The organism is Stenotrophomonas sp. Steno-Z10-BAI (assembly GCF_056393115.1).
The window spans coordinates 1-19,655 of the sequence record NZ_JBWJOZ010000001.1 but is presented as its reverse complement, the minus strand read 5'-3'; the positions used below and the strand labels follow the sequence as shown (position 1 = coordinate 19,655).

18 protein-coding genes are annotated in these 19,655 nt (G+C 66.7%); 9 read left to right on the top strand and 9 right to left on the bottom strand.

Going from position 1 to position 19,655, the window contains the following annotated elements; translation table 11 throughout:
• Positions 1–216: 216 nt before the first annotated feature.
• Positions 217–3,582, bottom strand: coding sequence for a ribonuclease E/G (locus AC06E9_RS00090; RefSeq protein WP_478055202.1), 3,366 nt, complete (start codon positions 3,580–3,582; stop codon positions 217–219).
• A gap of 403 nt (positions 3,583–3,985) precedes the next feature.
• On the opposite strand from AC06E9_RS00090, the gene AC06E9_RS00085 reads away from it, so the two are divergent.
• Positions 3,986–4,963 carry an RluA family pseudouridine synthase gene (locus tag AC06E9_RS00085; RefSeq protein ID WP_478055201.1) on the top strand — a complete coding sequence of 326 codons (978 nt, stop codon included), beginning with the start codon at positions 3,986–3,988 and terminating at the stop codon, positions 4,961–4,963.
• A 63-nt stretch (positions 4,964–5,026) separates the two neighbouring features.
• Here AC06E9_RS00085 and zupT read toward each other — a convergent pair whose 3' ends face one another.
• The 3 genes from zupT to AC06E9_RS00070 all read right to left on the bottom strand — a co-directional run bounded on the left by zupT (position 5,027) and on the right by AC06E9_RS00070 (position 6,709).
• Complete coding sequence (gene zupT / locus AC06E9_RS00080; RefSeq protein WP_019182887.1) at positions 5,027–5,836, bottom strand: zinc transporter ZupT; 810 nt, start codon at positions 5,834–5,836, stop codon at positions 5,027–5,029.
• Positions 5,837–5,943: 107 nt separating this feature from the next.
• On the bottom strand, positions 5,944–6,363 hold the full coding sequence (locus AC06E9_RS00075) for an energy transducer TonB (RefSeq protein ID WP_121038078.1): 420 nt from the start codon (positions 6,361–6,363) through the stop codon (positions 5,944–5,946).
• 4 nt (positions 6,364–6,367) lie between these two features.
• Positions 6,368–6,709: a 4a-hydroxytetrahydrobiopterin dehydratase gene (locus AC06E9_RS00070; RefSeq protein ID WP_019182889.1), complete on the bottom strand. Its 342-nt coding sequence runs from the start codon at positions 6,707–6,709 to the stop codon at positions 6,368–6,370.
• A 90-nt stretch (positions 6,710–6,799) separates the two neighbouring features.
• Between AC06E9_RS00070 and AC06E9_RS00065 the strand changes: the two genes are divergently transcribed.
• Both AC06E9_RS00065 and AC06E9_RS00060 read left to right on the top strand, forming a co-directional pair.
• On the top strand, positions 6,800–7,399 hold the full coding sequence (locus tag AC06E9_RS00065) for an NfuA family Fe-S biogenesis protein (protein ID WP_121038075.1): 600 nt from the start codon (positions 6,800–6,802) through the stop codon (positions 7,397–7,399).
• A gap of 9 nt (positions 7,400–7,408) precedes the next feature.
• Positions 7,409–9,124: a hypothetical protein gene (locus AC06E9_RS00060; protein ID WP_478055200.1), complete on the top strand. Its 1,716-nt coding sequence runs from the start codon at positions 7,409–7,411 to the stop codon at positions 9,122–9,124.
• A 105-nt stretch (positions 9,125–9,229) separates the two neighbouring features.
• Here AC06E9_RS00060 and AC06E9_RS00055 read toward each other — a convergent pair whose 3' ends face one another.
• Positions 9,230–9,679 (bottom strand): barstar family protein, encoded by a 450-nt coding sequence (locus AC06E9_RS00055; protein WP_478055199.1) that lies wholly within the window; start codon positions 9,677–9,679, stop codon positions 9,230–9,232.
• The gene (locus AC06E9_RS00050; protein WP_121038066.1) at positions 9,676–10,149 is read right to left on the bottom strand and encodes a guanyl-specific ribonuclease; all 474 of its coding nucleotides are present in this window, start codon (positions 10,147–10,149) and stop codon (positions 9,676–9,678) included. Before AC06E9_RS00050 ends, AC06E9_RS00055 begins: the two co-directional genes overlap by 4 nt.
• Before the next feature lie 268 nt (positions 10,150–10,417).
• Between AC06E9_RS00050 and AC06E9_RS00045 the strand changes: the two genes are divergently transcribed.
• Positions 10,418–11,029, top strand: coding sequence for a superoxide dismutase (locus AC06E9_RS00045; RefSeq protein ID WP_121038063.1), 612 nt, complete (start codon positions 10,418–10,420; stop codon positions 11,027–11,029).
• An 81-nt stretch (positions 11,030–11,110) separates the two neighbouring features.
• Here AC06E9_RS00045 and AC06E9_RS00040 read toward each other — a convergent pair whose 3' ends face one another.
• Positions 11,111–11,959 carry an endonuclease/exonuclease/phosphatase family protein gene (locus AC06E9_RS00040; RefSeq protein WP_121038060.1) on the bottom strand — a complete coding sequence of 283 codons (849 nt, stop codon included), beginning with the start codon at positions 11,957–11,959 and terminating at the stop codon, positions 11,111–11,113.
• Positions 11,960–12,136: 177 nt separating this feature from the next.
• Between AC06E9_RS00040 and AC06E9_RS00035 the strand changes: the two genes are divergently transcribed.
• On the top strand, positions 12,137–13,699 hold the full coding sequence (locus AC06E9_RS00035) for a POT-type proton-dependent oligopeptide transporter (protein ID WP_152152686.1): 1,563 nt from the start codon (positions 12,137–12,139) through the stop codon (positions 13,697–13,699).
• Between the two features lie 7 nt (positions 13,700–13,706).
• Positions 13,707–14,330, top strand: coding sequence for a rhomboid family intramembrane serine protease (locus tag AC06E9_RS00030; protein ID WP_019182898.1), 624 nt, complete (start codon positions 13,707–13,709; stop codon positions 14,328–14,330).
• 110 nt (positions 14,331–14,440) lie between these two features.
• Here AC06E9_RS00030 and AC06E9_RS00025 read toward each other — a convergent pair whose 3' ends face one another.
• Positions 14,441–14,620 (bottom strand): hypothetical protein, encoded by a 180-nt coding sequence (locus tag AC06E9_RS00025; RefSeq protein ID WP_121038054.1) that lies wholly within the window; start codon positions 14,618–14,620, stop codon positions 14,441–14,443.
• Positions 14,621–14,832: 212 nt separating this feature from the next.
• Here AC06E9_RS00025 and AC06E9_RS00020 point away from each other — a divergent pair, with 212 nt between their 5' ends.
• The 3 genes from AC06E9_RS00020 (at position 14,833) to cfa (ending at position 17,191) form a co-directional block, all read left to right on the top strand.
• Positions 14,833–15,135: a GNAT family N-acetyltransferase gene (locus AC06E9_RS00020; RefSeq protein WP_121041132.1), complete on the top strand. Its 303-nt coding sequence runs from the start codon at positions 14,833–14,835 to the stop codon at positions 15,133–15,135.
• Positions 15,136–15,200: 65 nt separating this feature from the next.
• Positions 15,201–16,058: a DUF3298 and DUF4163 domain-containing protein gene (locus AC06E9_RS00015; protein ID WP_152152684.1), complete on the top strand. Its 858-nt coding sequence runs from the start codon at positions 15,201–15,203 to the stop codon at positions 16,056–16,058.
• Positions 16,059–16,072: 14 nt separating this feature from the next.
• Entirely contained in the window at positions 16,073–17,191 is a 1,119-nt protein-coding gene (gene cfa / locus AC06E9_RS00010; protein ID WP_478049324.1) for a cyclopropane fatty acyl phospholipid synthase, read from the top strand.
• A gap of 65 nt (positions 17,192–17,256) precedes the next feature.
• Here cfa and AC06E9_RS00005 read toward each other — a convergent pair whose 3' ends face one another.
• Positions 17,257–19,428 (bottom strand): M3 family metallopeptidase, encoded by a 2,172-nt coding sequence (locus tag AC06E9_RS00005; protein ID WP_478055198.1) that lies wholly within the window; start codon positions 19,426–19,428, stop codon positions 17,257–17,259.
• Positions 19,429–19,655: the final 227 nt, after the last annotated feature.

The following is a 19,655-nucleotide window of genomic DNA, read 5'->3' as shown; positions in this document are numbered from 1 at the left end:
GGATCTGCCCTTGACGTATTCCGTGCAGGATCCACGCGTGGCGTGGGTCTACCCTTGATGCATCCGATGGCCCGTGTAGATCCACGCCATGCGTGGATGCGCTCAGCGCCGCCATCATGACCGGTTGACGCACGCCACTGCATGCGCCATCCCCCCCCCCAAACGCAGACAGCGGCCCGAAGGCCGCTGTCTGTTTGTTGCGTCACTCACTCAGGATCAGAGCGTGTCTTTCTTTTCCTGGTCGGCCTTGTCGCCTTCCTCGGCCTGCGGGGCATCGGTGGGGATGTCCTCGCGCGCTTCGGCCTGCGCGGCCTGTTCGGCGGCGTTGGTCGCCGCCGGGGTGTCGCTGGCGGCCGAACCGAACAACTGACCGTTGTGCACGACCGGGCCGGCCGGGGCCGATTCGGTGCGGGCTTGCGGGGCTGCCGGCTGTGCCGGCGCCTGGGTCGCATCGACGGCATCCAGCATGCTGGTCTGCACCGGTGCGACGGTCGGCTCCTTCACTTCCTGCGGGGCGGCCTCAACAACCGGGGCCGCCGGAGCAGCAACCGGAGCCGGAGCCGCCGGAGCAGCCACCGGGGCCGGGGCGGTCGCCGCCGGAGCAGCTACCGGAGCCGGAGCTGCCGGAGCAGCTGCCGGAGCAGCGACCGGGGCCGGAGCCACCGGAGCAGCGACCGGAGCCGGAGCCACCGGAGCAGCAACCGGAGCCGCCGGAGCCGGCCTCGGGCTTTCCACGAACGGCACCGGGTCGTTGTAGGAGGCCGGGGCCTTCTCAGCGACCGGCTCGACGGCCGGCGCAGCGGCCTTCTCGACGACCGGGGTTGGTGCCTTCTCGGCCACCGGGGCCGGGGTCGGCTCGGCATGACCAGCGGTCACGACCGGGCTGCTGACCACGGCGACCGGAGCGGCGGCAGCCACTGCCGCCACCGGGGCCGGGCGCGGGGCCTGGACAGGTGCGGGGGCAGCGGCCGGCGCGTTGCCGGATTCGTCGTCGAACTCGAACTCCGGCTGCGGCTGACCGTTATTGGCGACCTGGCGCTCGGCCGGGGCGGCGGTATCGCCGTCCTGATCGCCGTCCTGGTCGTCGCCCTCGTCATCCAGACCGTTGTCGTCACCATTCAGGCCATCGCTGCCGGCAGCCTGCTCACCGTTGCCACGACGACGACGACGGCCACCGCGACGGCCACGACGACGACGCGAAGCGCCTTCGCCGGTACCGTCTTCGGCATTGGCCGGCGCGTCACCCTGTTCGGTGGCGTCGGTGTCGCCCAGCTGTGCATCCTCGGCCGGAGCGGCCTTGGCCGTTTCCTGGACGTGGGCGGCCGGCGCGGCGCCATCGGTGGCGACCACGGCAGCCGCAGCGATCACGGCGGCGTCGGCAGCGACCGGTGCGGCGGTGGTCGGCTTGGGTGCATCGGCCTGCGGCTGACGCGCGGGCTTCTCGCTCATGGCCGGCTTGTCGCCGTCGTTCTGCTGCGGCTTGGCCTGGCCGTTCTGGCCCTGCTTCTGCTTCAGCTTCGGCTGCTGCTGGTCATTGCGCGGTTCATTGCGCGGCTTGGCCGGCTGCTGCTCGTTGCGCGGCTTGCCCTGCGCGGGTGCCTGCACCTGTGCCGCATTGCCATTGGCCGGTGCGGCGGTGTCCTGGCGGCGCTCCTCACGGCGCTCGCCCTTCGGGCCACGTTCGCCACGCTCACCACGGTCCTTGCCACGGCCCTGCGCCTGCGCATTGCCGTTGCCACCACGTTCGCCACGCTCATCGCGGCGGCCGTTGCGGTCTTTGCCGTTGCGATCCTTGTTGCGACCGTTGCGGTTGCCGTCCTGGCCCGAGCGGTTGCTCGGCTGCGGTGCGGCGGCCGGGGCCGGTTCGCCACCGAAGATGCGCTTTAGCCAACCCACCACGCCGGTTGCCGCCGGGGCGGCAACGGGGGCCGCGACCGGGGCCGGTGCGGCTTCCGGTTCCGGGGCGTCACGCACCGGGGCCGGCTGGCTGTGCTTGACCTGGGTCACCACCGGGGCGACCGGGATGTTCAGCTGGGCCTTGGTCAGCGCGTGCACCGGCAGCTTGCGCGGGGTACCGCGCTGGTAGCTCGGCTTGCCGCTTTCTTCGCCCAGCTCGTTCTCACGCAGGCGGGTTACTTCGTAATGCGGGGTGTGCAACTGCTCATCGGCGACGATCACGATCGGCGCGTCATGGCGCTGTTCGATCTCGCGCAGCGCGCTGCGCTTTTCGTTGAGCAGGTAGTTGGCGATCTCGACCGGGGCCTGGACCAGCACCTGCCCGGTGTTCTCCTTCATCGCATGCTCTTCAGCCACGCGGATGATGGAGAGCGACAGCGACTCGACGCTGCGCATGCGGCCATGGCCGTCGCAACGCGGGCAGACGATCTGGCTGGATTCGCCCAGGCTCGGACGCAGGCGCTGGCGGCTCATTTCCATCAGGCCGAAGCGCGAGATGCGGCCCAGCTGCACGCGCGCACGGTCGTACTTGAGCGCGTTCTGCAGGCGGTTCTCGACTTCGCGCTGGTGCTTGTTGGAGGCCATGTCGATGAAGTCGATGACCACCAGGCCGCCCAGATCGCGCAGGCGCAGCTGGCGGGCCACTTCGTCGGCCGCTTCCAGGTTGGTCTGGAACGCGGTGTCCTCGATGTCGCTGCCCTTGGTGGCGCGCGAGGAGTTGACGTCGATGGCGGTCAGCGCTTCGGTCTGGTCGACCACGATCGAGCCGCCCGACGGCAGGCGGACGTTGCGTTCATACGCGCCTTCGATCTGCGATTCGATCTGGAAGCGGTTGAACAGCGGGATGTCGTCCTTGTAATGCTTGAGCTTGCGCAGGGTCTGCGGCATCACCTGCTGCATGAACTCCTGGGCGGTCTCGTACAGCTCTTCGGTGTCCACCAGGATCTCGCCGACATCGGCGCGCAGGTAGTCACGCAGGGCGCGCACGATCAGGCGCGATTCCTGGTAGATCAGGAACGATGCCGGCTTGGTCAGTGCCGCTTCGGCGATCGACTTCCAGACCTGCAGCAGGTAATCCAGATCCCACTGCAGCTCTTCGGCATCGCGGCCGACGCCGGCGGTGCGGATGATCACGCCCATGTCGTCGGGGATGTTCAGCTTGTCCAGCGCTTCCTTCAGCGCGGCGCGGTCTTCGCCCTCGATGCGACGCGAGACGCCACCGGCGCTCGGCGAGTTCGGCATCAGCACCATGTAGCGGCCGGCCAGCGAGATGAACGTGGTCAGGGCAGCGCCCTTGTTGCCGCGTTCTTCCTTGTCCACCTGGACCACGACTTCCTGGCCCTCACGCAGCAGCTCGCGGATGCCGGCCTTGTTGTGGTCGACGCCGGCCTGGAAGTAATCGCGGGAGATTTCCTTCAGCGGCAGGAAGCCATGGCGCTCACCGCCGTATTCGACGAAGGCCGCTTCCAGTGAAGGCTCAAGGCGCGTGATGCGACCCTTGTAGATGTTCGACTTTTTCTGTTCCTTGGACGGCTGTTCGATGTCGATGTCGTACAGCGTCTGGCCATCCACGATGGCTACCCGCAGCTCTTCAGCCTGCGTGGCATTGATCAGCATTCGCTTCATTCTTGCGTTCCTCGCGCGCTGCTACCGCGCGGAACGCCATGGGGTTTCGCTTCTGGTCACGCTTCACCGCCCATCGCGCATGCGCGGGGAGGGCGGTTTGGGTTTCCAGCGCTACAACACCACGGCAGGCCGCGGGAGCGCTTCATTTGTTTTGGTTTGGGTGTAACGGGGCCGGAGGCAGCTTTCAGCCAGGCTGGAGCGCCACAGGGACATGTTCAGCGCGAATGCGTGTCAGACATCCGGCGATGGCCGGGACCGCCGGTGAGCCGCTAACATGGCCGCCCCGGGGGCGGTGGCTGCGCACTGTGCCGGAATCGCGGGAAGTCGGGCTTCTGGCCCAGAGCAACTTCCAACGAAATCAATCCCTTATCTCGCCTGCCGAGTGTAACAGAATAAAAGGCCAATGACCGTTACCGAGCCCACCCCCAAAGCCGCTGAAGCCATGACCAGCGTACGTATCATCACTGTCCCGGCCGACCGCGCCGGGCAACGCCTGGACAACTTCCTGCTCGGCCAGCTCAAGGGTGCACCGCGCAGCCTGATCTACAAGCTCGTCCGCAGTGGCCAGGTCCGCGTCAATGGTGGCCGCGCCAAGGCCGAGCGCAAGCTCGAAGGCGGCGACGAAGTCCGGGTCCCGCCGGTCCGTCTCAACGAGGAAGGCGACAAGGCGGGTCCGCCCGCGGCATTCATGAAACGGCTGGAAGATGCCATCGTGTTCGAAGACGATCGGCTGCTGGCCCTGAACAAACCGTCGGGCGTGGCCAGCCACGGCGGCAGTGGCATCAGCTTCGGCGCGATCGAGACGCTGCGCGCCCTGCGTCCGGGAAAGACCCTGGAACTGGTGCATCGGCTGGACCGGGATACCTCGGGCCTGCTGGTCGTGGCCAAGAAGCGCTCGGCGCTGAGCGAGCTGCAGGCGCTGCTGCGCGAAGACCACGGTGCCGGCATCCGCAAGCGCTACCTGACCCTGCTGGCCGGCCGCATGCCCGATGGCACCATGACCGTGGATGCCCCGTTGCACGTGGGTCTGCGCCAGGGCGGCGAGCGGCACGTGCAGGTCAATCCGATCGGCAAGGAGTCGATCAGCCACTTCAAGGTGCTGGAGCGCAAGGGCGGGCATTCGTACTGTGAGGTCCGCATCGAAACCGGCCGCACCCACCAGATCCGCGTACATGCCCAGCATCTGGGTCATCCGGTGGCCGGTGACGACAAGTATGGCGATCCGGACGTCAACAAGCGGCTTCGTGAGCAGATCGGCCTGAAACGGCTGTTCCTGCACGCGGCCTCGCTGGAGTTCGCCCTGGACGCGGGCAAGACGCCGTACCTGATCAATGCACCGCTCGCCGAGGAGCTGGTCGAGGTGTTGAACCGGTTGAAGTGAGCGCCGGCAGATAACGCCGTGCCGAACGGAGGGTAGTGCCGGCCGCTGGCCGGCTCTGCACCGTCACCATTTGAACAACACCAGGCTGATCGCCAGGCTGCCCATGCCGGCCACCAGGCCGTACACGGTCTCGTGGCCCTTGGCGTAGCGCTTGGCCGCCGGCAGCAGTTCATCCAGGGCCAGGAACACCATCACCCCGGAAATGATGCCGAACACCCAGCCGAAGGTGGCGTGGTTGAGGACCCCCGACAGGGCCACATACCCGATCGCCGCGCCGATCGGCTCCGCCAACCCGGACAGCAGGCTGGCGCCGAACGCGTAGAACTTGTTCTGCGTGGCGAAATACACCGGGACCGCGATCGCGATGCCCTCGGGGATGTTGTGGATGGCGATGGCGAAGGCCAGTGGCATGCCCACCGACGGGCTTTCCAGCGTGGCGAAGAACGTTGCCAGCCCCTCGGGGAAGTTATGCGCGGTGATCGCCACCGCCGTCAGCAGGCCGACCCGCTTGATGTAGGCCTTGTTGTTGTCGCGGAACAGCGGGTCCTGCTTGTCCAGACTCTCGTGCGGGTTCGGGATCAGGTGGTCGATCACCACGATCAGCAGCACGCCGACCAGGAAGGCCGCGGTGCCGTAGGCGAAGCCCAGCCGGGCGTCATAGGCCTGGGTGAACGAGTCGATCGCCTTGTTGAGGATCTCGGTCAGCGAGACGAAAACCATCGCGCCACCGGCAAAGGCCAGCCCGAACGCCAGCAGGCGCGGGTTGGGCCGGCGCGAGAACAGCACCATCAGGCTGCCCAGCGCGGTGGCCAGGCCGGCGGCCAGGGTGACCGCCAGGGCGATCCATACGTTTTCACTGGAAATATCAGGCATCCGCCAACGCGTCCTTGTAGAAGTGCAGCGCGCCCCGGGCAACAACACCGGGGCGCGAAGTAGGGAGCACGAGGTTTGCGGCGGCTGACCTCAATACAACGCGACGATCAGCCGCCGCGGCGCAGCCGTTCTTCGACCGCGAAGCACTGGTCGGGCTTGGGCTGCGGCGGGTTGAAGCTGACCGGCACCTGGATCGTGGTCGAGACCGCCTGCCCGGCGCGGGTGGCCGCCTTGAACTGCCAGGCCTGTACGGCCTTCTGTGCCTGCTCGTCGAGCTGGGCATTGCCGCTGCCGCTGGCGAGCTGGACCTGGCTGGGCTGGCCATCGGCGGCGATGGTCACCTTGAAGGTGCTGGTGCCGCCGATCCCCTGGCAGGCCAGTTCGATCGGGTACTCCGGCGGGGGCGTCTTGACCGCGGCGACCTCGGTGGGCGCAGCGACCGGGGCGGCCGGTTCGGCGGGCGTCTTGTTGCACCCGGCCAGGGCGGCCAGGGCAAGGCTGGACAGCATGATGTACTGCAATTTCATGGGCTTACTCCGTCAGGGCCGAGGCTTTCGCCGCGCAGATGAAGTCGTTCTCGCTCAGGCCGCCCACATCGTGGGTGGAGAAGCGCACCACGGCGCGGTCGTAATGCACGCCCAGGTCCGGGTGGTGGTCCTCGCGATGGGCCACCCAGGCCAAGGCGTTCACGAAGGCCATGGTGCCGTGGTAGTTGTCGAAGCGGAAGGTGCGGGTCAGCGCCTGGCCGGCCTCGGCCAGCTCCCAGCCGGGAATCTGCGCCAGCAGCTCGGTGACCCGGGCGGTGCCGAGCTTGTGGTCGCTGCCTTTGCGCGGCACGCAGTGCGCTTGCGCCAGCGGAATCAGGTCGGCCATGGGTTCCTCCACATCTGGATGACTGAACAATGCGCGGTCCGGTGTATAAACCGAATGAGCGCATAACAAGGGATTGGCTAGAATAGCCCGATGATCCAGATATCCGACACTGCCCAATCCTATTTCCGCAAGCTGATCGAACGTGAGGCCGTGCCCGGCATGGGTGTGCGCCTGACCGCCGTCGATGCGGGTACCCCGCGCGCCGATGCCCGCCTGGAGTTCGCTGATCCCAGTGAACTGCTGGGTGATGAGTGGGCGGTGGACTGCGATGGCTTCACCCTTTACGTGGCCGCCGCCAGTGTGGCCTGGGTCGATGGCGCCGAGATCGACTTCGTCACCAATGCCACCGGCAGCCAGCAGCTGACCATCAAGGCCCCCAAGATCAAGGGCGAGGCGCCGACCGAAGGCTCCTCGCTGGTCGAGCGCGTGCGCTGGGTGGTGGAGAATGAAGTCAATCCGCAGCTGGCCTCGCACGGCGGCAAGGTCGCGGTGCAGGAAGTCTCGGCCGATGGCGTGGTGCTGCTGCGCTTCGGCGGTGGCTGCCAGGGCTGCGGCATGGCCGACGTCACGCTCAAGCAGGGCATTGAAAAGACCCTGATGGGGCGGGTGCCCGGCATCACCGCGGTGCGCGATGCGACCGACCACGACAGTGGCGACGCGCCGTACATTCCCCGCGGCACGGCAGCCTGATCCCGCTGCGTGCCACTGCGCCGGGCTGACGACATCCTCGAGTGGCTGCTGGCTCGCCAGCCGGACACGCGCTTTCTTGAAAAAACCACCGGCCTCCCCTATGGGTGGGGCCTGTGGCTGCGTGCGTTGTCGCCGTTGCCGCGTCCGTTCCGGGCCAGCGAAGTGCTGGCCGAGCTGGCCCAGCGTGAGCCGGTACGGCACGGCGGGCGGCTGCCGGCGCTGAGTTTCGTGCAGGCGATGCGCCGGCTGCTCTGGCAGGGCTGGGAACCGGCCCCGCGCGACCAGCGCTGGATGCGCTGGACCTCGGCGGTGATCAGCGCGTTGTTGCATCTGTTGTTCGCCCTGGCGCTGCTGTGGGTCGCCTTGATCCGGCCGCCCAGCGAACCGGAACAAGGCGGTGAGAGCGGGCGTGTGCAGGTGGCGTTCGTTGGACGCGGCGCGCCGCAGCAGGAAGAGGGCGCGCAACCTGCCACTGCCGAGCCGGCCACGGCGGAAGCTGCGATCGCTGCGGCGATGGCCAATGCCCAGGCGATGGCGCAGGCCGAGGCCGATGCGCAGACAGCATCGGCCCCACAGCCGACCGCAGCGCCGGCGCCACCGAGCGAGCCGCAACCGGCGCCACCCGCGCCGGCGACGCCCGCGGTGGAGCAGCCCGTCCAGGCGACCGAGGTGGCCGAGGCCACCACCGATTTCGTGGTGCCGCCGACCAGCGTCCCGCGCACCGAAGTACGTGTGATGACGCGCGAACCGCAGGACATTGCGGTCCGTGAGCGCACCGTGGTCACGGTGGAGACGCCGACGCCGCGTGCCACCGTACCGGCGCCGCGCCCGGCCGAACCGCAGGTGCGCACGCCCGAGCTGAGCGTGCAGGAGCGGCAGGTCACCGTGGTCGAAGCGCCGACACCCACCGTGGCCATTCCCGGGCCGCGCGTGGAGGCCACCGTGCCCCAACGTGACGTGCAGGTGCGCGAACGCGAGATCCGGCCGGTGAGCGCGCCGGCGGTGAGCGTGGCCACATTGCCCGCGCGCGAGGTGGCTGTGTCCGGTCGAACGCCGGATGTCGCCGTGCGCGAGCGCGCGGTGCCCAACGCCGCCCCGCGCCCGGCACCGCCATCACCGGCGGCGGCGAGCAATGCCAGCAGTGCTGCGAGTGCGTCCACGGCGTCCGCTGCAGCGCGCGCCCCGGCGAGCCCCTCCAAGGCGCCCCCGGGCAGTTGGGCCACGCCCAACCGTTCCGACGACTGGGGTGCGGCCAATCATCCGCAGGATGCCGACCTCAATGGCAGGGCCGTGAGTGCGACCCAAGGCAATGCCGGCAGCCTGTTCAAGGCCGATGGCAGCGTGCGCGTGCCTGGCCAGGAGGGGCGCGCAAACAGCGAGCGTGGCGCGCCGGGCGGCGATAAGGACGGCTGGAGCAAGGAGCGCATCGCGCAGTCCGGCACATGGCTCAAGCGCCCGCCGTACGACTACACGCCGACCTCGTTCGACAAGTACTGGGCCCCCAACGAATCGCTGCTGGCCGAGTGGGTACGCAAGGGCATCAAGGCCGTCGAGATTCCGATCCCAGGCACGAGTTCGTCCATTTCCTGCGTGATTTCCGTGCTGCAGTTCGGTGGCGGCTGCGGCCTGAGCGATCCGAACATGCAGGACCAGCCGGCCATCGCCCGCCCGCCGCCGGACATCCCGTTCAAGAAAGAACTGCAGGAAGACAACGGCAGCCGATGAGGCTGTGCCTCATCGGCAGTAGAGCCACCCCAGGGGTGGCCGCCCTGGGGTCAGGCATCAGGGGCGTCACAGCAAAGCATGGCGTGGCTCTGCCCGGAGAGGGGGTTACGGCGTCGCGGCGTCCTCGTTCAGTTCCACGTCTGCATCGCGCAGGGCCACGAACGCCCAGAACGGCACGTTGCTGTCGCTCCAGTAGCGGCTGGCTTCGTCGAGCACATCCAGCAGCGTGTCGAAATCGGCACCGGCATCGCTGCGCAGGGCATCGGCGTCGCTGAAGAACAGCGCATAGCCGTTCGCCGGCAGCCAGGCCAGGTCGCGCAGGTTATCGGTCAGCGCATCCCAGTTGCCGCCGAAGCCGGTTGGAAAATCAAGGCGTGCAGCCAGGCGCATCAGCAGCGTGCGTTTGTCGTGGCAGCCGTCCAGATCGATCTGGATCACGCGCAGGCCGGCATCGCGCATCGCGGCCGACAAGGGGGCGACATCATCGTTGCCGATCGCATAGATACCGGCATTGTTGATGTCGTGCAGGCCCAACTCGAATCCGTCATGCGTCATTGCCAGCTCCCGGCAGGTGGAACGTCGAAACTGCGGAACGTTTCATAGTGATCATCGGTGTAGAACCAGCCAGTAGGGGGTGTGCCGCCGGTGACGATGCGCCGCGCACCGCGATTGCCGGCGCCGGGCGTGTCCACCGTGTATTCGTGGTAATAGCCGCGCGGCCGCTGCGGCAGGCGCTGTTCGCGGTTGCTGAAAATGCTGCCGTCCTGCCGGTGCGGGTACGGGCCGCCGCGCTGGATCAGTGCGATGGTGTCGCGCGCCTCGGCGGGCAGGAACGGGGGCAGGGGATCGCGCGCTGCCTTGGCCGATGCCGGTGATGACGTCGCGGCACTGGCGGGCGGCGCGGCATCCGGCTGCGTCAGCGATGGCGCGAACTGCGGCGCCGGCGGGCGTTGGGCCAGCTTGATGGCGGCCAGGCCGCCCACCAGCAGCACGATGGCGATCAACAACAGCAGTGGCTTGCGCATGAGGGGCCAAGGGCGATGGGCGAGGCGACTACTCTACTGCGATCATCGCCCCGCACGGTGAGGCCCAGCCGAACAGGCGTGCTGCGCTGCGAGGCAGCCCACCTCGCCCGGCGTGCACCGTCACTGTCGCGTCACGATCCGGACACGCGACCGACCGCACAGGACGAAGTTTCCTTTACATGGCCCTTGGTAAGCTTATCGGCCATCCCCATCATCGACTCCGCAACGCCCGGTCTTTGCCGGGTGAGTGAGCTACCAGGAGAACCACATGGCCTATACCCTCCCCAAGCTGTCCTACGCCTACGACGCGCTCGAGCCGCATATCGACGCAGCGACGATGGAAATCCACCACACCAAGCATCACCAGACGTACATCAACAACGTCAACGCCGCGCTGGAAGGCACCGAGTTCGCCGATCTGCCGGTGGAAGAACTGGTCAAGAAGACCAAGTCGCTTCCGGAAAACCTGCAGGGCGTCGTGCGCAACAACGGCGGCGGCCACGCCAACCACACCCTGTTCTGGACCGTGATGTCGCCCAACGGCGGCGGTGCACCGGTGGGCGACGTGGCCAAGGCCATCGATTCGCAGCTGGGCGGCCTGGAGAAGTTCAAGGAAGCCTTCACCAAGGCCGCACTGACCCGCTTCGGCAGCGGCTGGGCCTGGCTGAGCGTCACCCCGGACAAGAAGGTCGTGGTGGAAAGCAGCGCCAACCAGGACAGCCCGCTGATGGACGGCAACACGCCGATCCTGGCCCTGGACGTGTGGGAACACGCGTACTACCTGAAGTACCAGAACCGTCGCCCGGAATACATCGGCGCGTTCTTCAACGTCGTCGACTGGAATGAAGTCGAGCGTCGTTACCAGGACGCCATTGCCTGATCGGCAGGGTCACCTGAAACGAGAACGGCCAGGCAGCGATGCCTGGCCGTTTTTCGTTGCGCCGCCGGGAGCCCTGCGACGTCAGGGCGCGCTGGTGCTCTCCGGCGTCTGCAGGCGCAGGGTCGCCATGGTGCCCAGACGCATCGTGGCGGGGTCACTTTCGCTGGCCGGCAGCTTGATGCTGTCCTGGCGGATGCCGCCGAAATACTTCACCTGGAACAGCACGTCCAGGCCGTGCCCACGTGCCGCGCCGGCCAGTGAGGGCGGATCCACGCGTTCGCCGGGGTTCTTGCGGGCCGGCTGGAAGCCCGGCGTGCTGCCCACCAGTTCGGTGATCTCGGCGGAGAAATCGCCGGCGATCAGCGAGGGCAGGCCCTCGGCGGTCGCGCCGATCCAGGTCATCAGGTCGCTGGTCTGGTGCCGGCGGATCTGCGCGTCGTCCGGCTCCGGCCGCAGCCGGGCCACGTAGATGTTGATCAGCTCTTCGCGCAGCTTGATCCGCACCATGCCGGCGGCGCTGAACTGCCCGGGCGGGTGCAGCAGGGTGACGGCGTCGTCGGTGACCGGCAACCGGGTCAGCATCGCGCTGCCATGGCGCAACGGCTGGCTGGGCGGATCGGCGGTGACGAAATCGCAGCTGTAGCGCAGACGGCTGGCCAGCCAGCAGGCCGGGTTACGCCCCTGGGTCTGCAGCACGCGCTGCACCGCGATCACGTCCGGCTGCATGGATTCGAGCAGCTGCAGCACCTGGTCCCGCCGTTGCTGCCACTGCGCATCGTCCTGCGTCGGCAGTTCCAGCGTGGCGATCTTCAGCGAGGGCAGGGCATCCTCGGCCTGGCGTGCGTGCGCGCCTGCGGCGGGGGCCGCCAGCAACAGCAGCAGGATCCAGCCTGTCCAACGTCGGGTCCCACCAGTGATGTGCGTGCGCATAACGATAAGTTTACGCTTCCGCCGTCGACGATCCGTGACATGGGTGCCATCCCGCGCGGCCGTTTTCGGCCTGCCTGCCATGTCCGGCGCCGCCTGTCATGCAGCTGTGCAGCGTGCGCTGGGGTAGGGGCTTCCGGTAATCTTGGTCCTTTCGTGTTTGCAGGACAGCCCCACAGGATGAGCAATATCGCAGCCGCCAGCGCAGGCAAAGGAAAGATGCCGCGCCAGATTCCCTACATCATCGGCAATGAGGCCTGCGAACGCTTCAGCTTCTATGGGATGCGCAACATCCTGGTGCAGTTCCTGATCACCTCGCTGCTGCTGCAGGAGATCACCGCCGATGGCCGTGCCGGCGAGGCCAAGGACATCATGCACAGCTTCATGATCGGCGTGTATTTCTTCCCGCTGCTCGGTGGCTGGCTGGCCGACAAGTTTTTCGGCAAGTACCACACCATCCTGTGGTTCAGCCTCATTTACTGCGCCGGCCACGCCTGCCTGGCCATCTTCGAGGACAGCCGCCAGGGCTTCTTCGTCGGCCTGGGCCTGATCGCGCTGGGCGCCGGTGGCATCAAGCCGCTGGTGGCCTCGTTCATGGGCGATCAGTTCGACCAGAGCAACAAGCATCTGGCCAAGCTCGTGTTCGATGCCTTCTACTGGATCATCAACTTCGGCTCGCTGTTCGCCTCGCTGCTGATCCCGCTGGCACTGAAGAACCTGGGCCCGTCGTGGGCCTTCGGCATCCCGGGCATCCTGATGTTCGTGGCCACCTTCGTGTTCTGGATGGGCCGCAAGCGCTATGTGCTGGTGCCGCTGCCGCCGAAGGACCCGCATTCGTTCGGCAACGTGGTGCGCACCGCGCTGTCGGCGCAGGTGCCGGGCAAGGGCCGTCCGGGGCGTACGCTGGCGATCCTCGGTGCGGTGCTGGCGGTGGCCTCGATGGGGCTGGTGGGCAGCCTGGGCATCGTGATCTGCCTGTGCATCGCGCTGGTCCTGCTGCTGGCCGGTATCGGTGGCGGCACCTGGATCCAGCTGGACCGCGCCCGTGCAGTGCATCCGGCCGAGGCCGTGGAAGGTGTGCGCTCGGTGCTGCGCGTGCTGGTGATCTTCGCGCTGACCACGCCGTTCTTCTCGCTGTTCGACCAGAAGGCCTCGACCTGGGTGTTGCAGGGCCAGCAGATGGCCATGCCGAGCTGGTTCACCGCCTCGCAGATGCAGGCGCTGAACCCGCTGCTGGTGATGATCCTCATCCCGTTCAACAACCTGGTGCTGTACCCGATGCTGCGCCGCTTCGGCTTCGAGCCGACCGCGCTGCGCCGGATGACCGCCGGTATCGCCTTCAGCGGCCTGGCCTGGATCGTGGTCGGTGGCATCCAGGTGATGATGGATGGCGGCAACGTCATGTCCATCTTCTGGCAGATGCTGCCCTACGCGCTGCTCACCTTCGGTGAGGTGCTGGTCTCGGCCACCGGCCTGGAGTTCGCCTACAGCCAGGCGCCGCAGGCGATGAAGGGCGTGGTGATGAGCTTCTGGAACCTGACCACCACCATCGGCAACCTGTGGGTGCTGCTGTCCAACGCGGCGGTGCGCAACGATACGGTGACCCACCAGATCGCCAGTACCGGCTTGAGTGAGGCGGCGTTCCTGATGTTCTTCTTCGCCGGCTTTGCGTTCCTGGCGGCGTTGGCCTTCGGTTGGTATGCCAAGCGCTATCGTATGGTCGACAACTACCGCACCGCCTGAGCCTGACATGACCCCAGTCAACCTGCTGCTGATCGCCATCACCGTCATCGTGTCGTGGATGGCGTTCAAGAACCGTGCGCTCGCCGACCGCCTGATCCTGTGGCCGCCGGCGGTGGACCGCAACCGTCAGTACGATCGCCTGATCACGTACGGGTTCATCCACGCCGATCTGTCGCACCTGGCGTTCAACATGATCACGCTGTTCTTCTTCGGCGGCTTCATCGAACAGGTGATGCTGCAGTTGAGCGGGAGCTACCTGACCTATCCGGCGTTCTATCTGGGTGCATTGCTGGTGTCGATCCTGCCGAGCTATCTGAAGAACCAGAAGAACCCCAACTACCTCAGCCTGGGGGCATCGGGCGCGGTGTCGGCGGTGTTGTTCGCCTTCATCCTGATCAAGCCGTGGTCGATCATCCTGGTGCTGTTCATTCCGGCCCCGGCGATCATCTATGCGGTGTTCTACGTGGGCTACAGCATCTGGATGGACCGCCGCGGCGGCGATCGCATCAACCACAGCGCGCATCTGGCCGGTGCGGCCTTCGGTGTGCTGTTCATGCTGGCCATGCAGCCGAGCATCTTCAGCCACTTCCTGCGTGAGCTGAGCAACCCGACCTTCCGCCTCGGCGGTTGAGTCGGGGCCTACCGACCAACGGTCGGTACCTGCAACGTGGTACCTGGCGCGGGTAGCTCACGACCGTTGGTCGTGAGCCCGGTAACCGTCAGGCGTGAGCGTCTCAGCCGTCAGGCAGCCTTCTTTCCGTCTACGCCATAGGTGCTGAGCAGGCGGGAATAGACCTCGTTGTCGATCTGGTCGAATTCCCAACCCTGGGTCTGGCCGTTCACGGCCAACTGGAACAAGCCTTCCAGCAGGGAGGTATCGGCGTCGCCGTGGGGGGCGGGGGCAGGTGCGGTGTTGTCCATGCGGACCTCCGGAAAGCGGGTGCGTACAGGCAGGTCTTCGCAAAAGCCATGCCAGCTTTCACGCCCTGTCCGACTCCAGTATCGGCCGGAGGGCGCCGGGCTTTAGGGCGGGATGTGACGCAGCACGTCGCTGCTTGCCCCTGTTCAGGCTTCACGCGATCATGGCGGCCGGCTGCGCACTATCGCTGCAGTCGCCGCAGGAGACACCGCTCATGGCTTCGGTCACGCCGCCCGGACTGGCTTACGAGGTGGAGCACGATCTGGCCAATCACCGCTTCCAGGCCCGGGTCAAAGGGCATCTGGCGCTGCTGGATTACCAGATCAAGCGCAAGCGGATGATCATCACCCATACCGAGGTGCCGGAGCCGATCGCCGGCCGTGGCGTGGCGGGTGAGTTGACCAAGGTGGCGCTGCGCTATGCGCGCGAACAGAAATTCAAGGTGGTGCCGGCCTGCGCTTACGCGGAGGCGTTCCTGCAGCGGCACGAGGAGTACGACGACCTGCTGGTCCGATGACGACAGCGGGTCATGCTTCAGGGATGGCCGATCATGATGGTGGGTTACAACAAGGGGATTTCAGGATGAACATCGCAGGAAACCGTCGCGCGCTGCGCGCCAGCGCGTTGGCCATGGCCATGGGCGTGGTGGTGCTGGCAGGCTGCAACAAGCACGACGGCGACACACAAGCACCGGCGGCGCCGGTCGACACGGCTGCCGAACCTGTCGCGCCCGCGGTGGCGCCCGACGCACCGGTCGAGCTGCGCGATGTGATCGAAACCTCGCCGCAGGCCGTGGTCGGAATCACCTACCCGCCGGACATCGCCCGGTATCCGGGCTTGGCCAAGGCGCTGGGCGGCTATGCCGACAGTGCGCGGGCAGAGCTGCAGCAGGCGCTGGACGGGCTGGGCAACGACAAGCCGACCATGCCCTACGAGCTTTCGCTGACCTTCGAGAAGGTGCTGGAAACGCCGCAGCTGGTGGTGGTGACCGCCGATGGCAGCCGCTATACCGGCGGTGCGCACGGTGAGCCGCTGGTGGCGCGCTTTGTGTGGCTGCCGGAGCAGCAGCAGATGCTGACCGCCGACAAGCTGGTGGCCGATGCCAAGGGCTGGAAAGCGATCAGCGATTACGTGGCCGACCAGCTGCGCGAGCGCGTGGCGACCCGGTTGAGCGGCGATGAAATGGAGCCGGCACAGATGCAGGAATCGCTGCGCAATGCCAGCCGGATGATCGCCGACGGCACCGGGCCAAGTGCCGACAACTTCAGCCAGTTCCAGCCGCTGACCGGTTCCGACGGGCGCATCTCTGCGATACGCTTCGTGTTCCCGCCCTACCAGGTAGGGCCGTACTCGGACGGCACGCAGACCGTGGACGTCCCGGCCGCCGTGCTGGTGCCGCACGTGGGTCAGGATGTCGCAGGGTTGTTCGCCCGGGGCTGATCGACGGAGGCGATGTGGACGCTGGGCTGCAACGACGGGTCACAGGGTTGCTGCATGAGGCGGGGATCACCGTGGAAGGTGACCAACCGCAGGACATCACGGTGCACGACCCGCGCTTCTACGCGCGGGTCATGGCCCACGGCTCGCTGGGCCTGGGCGAGAGTTACATGGACGGGCAGTGGGATGCCCACGCGCTGGATGACGTCCTCTTTCATCTGATGCAGGCGCATCTGGACGAGCGCGTGCACGGCTGGCGCGATCTGGCCGATGCGCTCAAGGCGAGGGTGTTCAACCTGCAGGCCGGGGCCGGCAGTTTCGAGGTCGGCCGGCGCCATTACGATCTGGGCAACGATCTGTACGAGGCGATGCTCGGCCAACGCCTGGTCTACAGCTGTGGCTACTGGCGCCAGGCAACGGATCTGGATGCCGCCCAGGAGGCCAAGCTCGATCTGATCTGCCGCAAGCTGGGGCTGCGCGCTGGCCAGCGCATTCTGGATATCGGCTGCGGGTGGGGCGAGGCGCTGAAATTCGCGGCCGAGCGCTATGGCGTGTCCGGGGTGGGCGTGACGATCTCGCAGGAACAGGCGGAGTATGCGCGCCAGTTGTGCGCGGGGCTGCCGATCGAGATCCGGCTGCAGGACTATCACGCGGTGGACGAGTCCTTCGACGCGATCCTGTCAGTGGGCATGTTCGAGCACGTAGGCGACAAGAACTATCGCGGCTACTTCGAGATGGCGCGGCGCTGCCTGCGGCCGGAGGGATTGTTCCTGCTGCATTCGATCGGCAGCAATCTGTCGCGGCATCGTACCGATCCGTGGATCGCCAAGTACATTTTCCCGAACTCGATGCTGCCCTCGGCCGCGCAGGTGACGGAGGCGTTCGAGGGGCTGTTCGTGTTGGAGGATTGGCACAACTTCGGCACCGATTACGACCGGACGCTGCAGGCGTGGCGGGCCAATATCGAGGCGGCGTGGCCACGGCTGGATGCGCAGCGCTATGACGAACGCTTCCGCCGGATGTGGCAGTTCTATCTGGCCGGCTCGATGGCGAGTTTCCGCTGCCGGCATGCGCAGTTGTGGCAGTTGGTGTTGTCGCCGGATGGTGTGCCGGGGGGGTATGTGGCGCCGCGGTGAGGGCAACAAAAAAACGCCCGGTAATGCCGGGCGTTTTTCGTACTGCACGTCCTTGAAACAGACGCTTACTTCTTGCTGTCACCCGAGGTCAGGCCGCGCTTTTCGAGCAGCGGCTCGATCTGCGGGGCGTGCCCGGCGAAGTTCTGGAACAGCTCCATCGCATCCACGCTGCCGCCCTTGGAGAGCAGGGTCTGGCGGAAGTGGTCGCCGTTCTTGCGGCTCAGGCCACCGTTTTCGCGGAACCACTTCTGGGTGTTGGCATCGAGCACTTCGGACCAGATGTAGGCGTAGTAGCCGGCCGAGTAGCCGCCCATGATGTGGCTGAAGTACGGGGTCTTGTAACGCGGCGGGACCGGCGCGTAGAAGATGCCGTCCTTGGCCAGGGCCTCGGCTTCGAACTTCATCACGTCCTTGGCAGCCGGCACCTGGTCCGGGCCGATCTGGTGCCAGCGCTGGTCGAGCATGGCCGCACCGAGGTATTCGGTGGTGGCGAAGCCCTGGTTGAACTTGGCGGCAGCGACGACCTTGTCGAGCAGGGCCTGCGGCATGGCCGTGCCGTTCTGGTAATGCTTGGCGTAGTTCTTCAGGATGACCGGATCATCGGCCCACATCTCGTTGACCTGCGAGGGGAACTCGACGAAGTCGCGCGGCACCGAGGTGCCCGAGAAATAGGGGTACTTCACGTTCGAGAACATGCCGTGCAGGGCATGGCCGAATTCGTGGAAGGTGGTGGTCACTTCATCCCAGGTCAGCAGGGTCGGCTTGCCGGCCGGCGGCTTGGGGATGTTGAGGTGGTTGGCGACCACCGGCTTGAAGCCGGTCAGCTCGGACTGCGAGACATACGAGTTCATCCATGCACCGCCGCGCTTGGAGGCGCGTGCGTACGGGTCGAAGATGAAGATCGCCAGCTGGCTGCCGTCGGCATCGAACACGTCGTAGACGGTGACGTCTTCGTGGTAGACCGGCAGGTCGGTGCGCTGCTTGAAGGTCAGGCCGAATTCGAGCTGGGCGGCGTGGAAGACGCCGTTTTCGAGCACGTTCTTCATTTCGAAGTACGGCTTGAGCTGGGATTCGTCGAAGTTGTACTTGGCTTGGCGGACCTTCTCGCTGTAGAACGCCCAGTCCCATGCTTCGAGCTTGAAGGTGGGCTTGCCGGCGGCCTTCTGTTCCTTGTCGATCATGGCCTGCAGGTCGGCGGCTTCGCGCTTGGCGTTGGCGACGGCGGCCGGGGCGAGCTGGCCGAGCATGGCGTTGACGGCTTCGGGGGTCTTGGCGGTCTGGTTGGTGAGGTTGTAGGCGGCGAAGTTCGCAAAGCCCATCAGCTTGGCCTTGTCGGCACGCAGCTGCATGATGCGCGAGACCAGGGCGGTGTTGTCGTACTCGCCGCCGCGGCTGCCGCGGGTGATGGAGGCTTCGTAGATATTCTGGCGCAGCGCGCGGTTGGCCAGGTTGGTCAGCGGCGGCTGGCCGGTGGTGTTGAGCAGGGTGATGACGTACTTGCCGTCCTGGCCACGGGCCTTGGCGGCTTCGGCAGCGGCGGAGATCTGCTCCTGCGAGAGACCGGCCAGCTCCTTGACGTCATCAACGGTGATCGCCGAGGCGTTCACTTCGGCCAGCACGTTCTGGCTGAACGTGGTGCCCAGGTTGGCCAGTTCGGCGTTCATTTCCTTCAGCTTGGTCTTGTCGGCTTCGGACAGCTTGGCGCCGGCGCGGACGTAGCTCTCGTAGTACTTCTCGACCAGGCGCACGCCTTCGGCGTCGAGGCCGAGCGCGGCGCGACCGTCGTACAGGCTCTGGATGCGGGCGAACAGCTTGCCGTTCAGCGCGATGGCGTCGCTGTGCGCGGCGAAGCGGGCGGAGTAATCGGCCTGCAGCTTCTTGCGTGCGTCGTTGGTGTCGGCGCCGACGAGGCTGAAGAAGACGGTGGTGGCGCGATCCAGGGTGTCACCGCTCTTTTCCAGGGCGATGATCGTGTTGTCGAAGGTCGGCTTGGCCTTGTTGTTGGCGATCGCGTCGACTTCCTTTAGTTGCTGGGCCATGCCGGCGTCGAAGGCGGGCGCGAAGTCGCTGTCCTTGATCTTGTCGAACTGCGGGAAGTGCAGCGGCAGCGGGCTGTCGGCGAAGAACGGGTTGGCCTGCTGGGCGGTGGTCGCGGCCGGGGTGGCGGCGGTGGCGGAATAGGCGGGCAGGGCAAGGCCGAGGGTCACGGCGACGGCGAGGGCAAGACGGGTGGTCAAGGGGAATTCTCCGGTCAGACAAGTCTTTGAGGGTAACCCGAGCCGTTGCGGAGGGGCTTGTGTCGAAAGGCATGTTTTGGCCGGACCACGGCCGGGGCATTGCGAAAGGGCGCGGTCACAGCAACAGCAACAGCGGCGATGGGCTGCTGCGAGGCGCGGGGCGGGTGGGGGCCGGCGGGGCACGCTGTGAATACGTCCATGTACGCTCGTAGTGCGCCATCCATGGC

What these genes read in the sequence shown, in the direction of transcription:
- AC06E9_RS00090 (WP_478055202.1), bottom strand. Translation starts at nt 3,582, where the DNA reads ATGAAGCGAATGCTGATCAATGCCACGCAGGCTGAAGAGCTGCGGGTA.
- AC06E9_RS00085 (WP_478055201.1), top strand. Translation starts at nt 3,986, where the DNA reads ATGACCGTTACCGAGCCCACCCCCAAAGCCGCTGAAGCCATGACCAGC.
- zupT (WP_019182887.1), bottom strand. Translation starts at nt 5,836, where the DNA reads ATGCCTGATATTTCCAGTGAAAACGTATGGATCGCCCTGGCGGTCACC.
- AC06E9_RS00075 (WP_121038078.1), bottom strand. Translation starts at nt 6,363, where the DNA reads ATGAAATTGCAGTACATCATGCTGTCCAGCCTTGCCCTGGCCGCCCTG.
- AC06E9_RS00070 (WP_019182889.1), bottom strand. Translation starts at nt 6,709, where the DNA reads ATGGCCGACCTGATTCCGCTGGCGCAAGCGCACTGCGTGCCGCGCAAA.
- AC06E9_RS00065 (WP_121038075.1), top strand. Translation starts at nt 6,800, where the DNA reads ATGATCCAGATATCCGACACTGCCCAATCCTATTTCCGCAAGCTGATC.
- AC06E9_RS00055 (WP_478055199.1), bottom strand. Translation starts at nt 9,679, where the DNA reads ATGACGCATGACGGATTCGAGTTGGGCCTGCACGACATCAACAATGCC.
- AC06E9_RS00050 (WP_121038066.1), bottom strand. Translation starts at nt 10,149, where the DNA reads ATGCGCAAGCCACTGCTGTTGTTGATCGCCATCGTGCTGCTGGTGGGC.
- AC06E9_RS00045 (WP_121038063.1), top strand. Translation starts at nt 10,418, where the DNA reads ATGGCCTATACCCTCCCCAAGCTGTCCTACGCCTACGACGCGCTCGAG.
- AC06E9_RS00040 (WP_121038060.1), bottom strand. Translation starts at nt 11,959, where the DNA reads ATGCGCACGCACATCACTGGTGGGACCCGACGTTGGACAGGCTGGATC.
- AC06E9_RS00035 (WP_152152686.1), top strand. Translation starts at nt 12,137, where the DNA reads ATGAGCAATATCGCAGCCGCCAGCGCAGGCAAAGGAAAGATGCCGCGC.
- AC06E9_RS00030 (WP_019182898.1), top strand. Translation starts at nt 13,707, where the DNA reads ATGACCCCAGTCAACCTGCTGCTGATCGCCATCACCGTCATCGTGTCG.
- AC06E9_RS00025 (WP_121038054.1), bottom strand. Translation starts at nt 14,620, where the DNA reads ATGGACAACACCGCACCTGCCCCCGCCCCCCACGGCGACGCCGATACC.
- AC06E9_RS00020 (WP_121041132.1), top strand. Translation starts at nt 14,833, where the DNA reads ATGGCTTCGGTCACGCCGCCCGGACTGGCTTACGAGGTGGAGCACGAT.
- AC06E9_RS00015 (WP_152152684.1), top strand. Translation starts at nt 15,201, where the DNA reads ATGAACATCGCAGGAAACCGTCGCGCGCTGCGCGCCAGCGCGTTGGCC.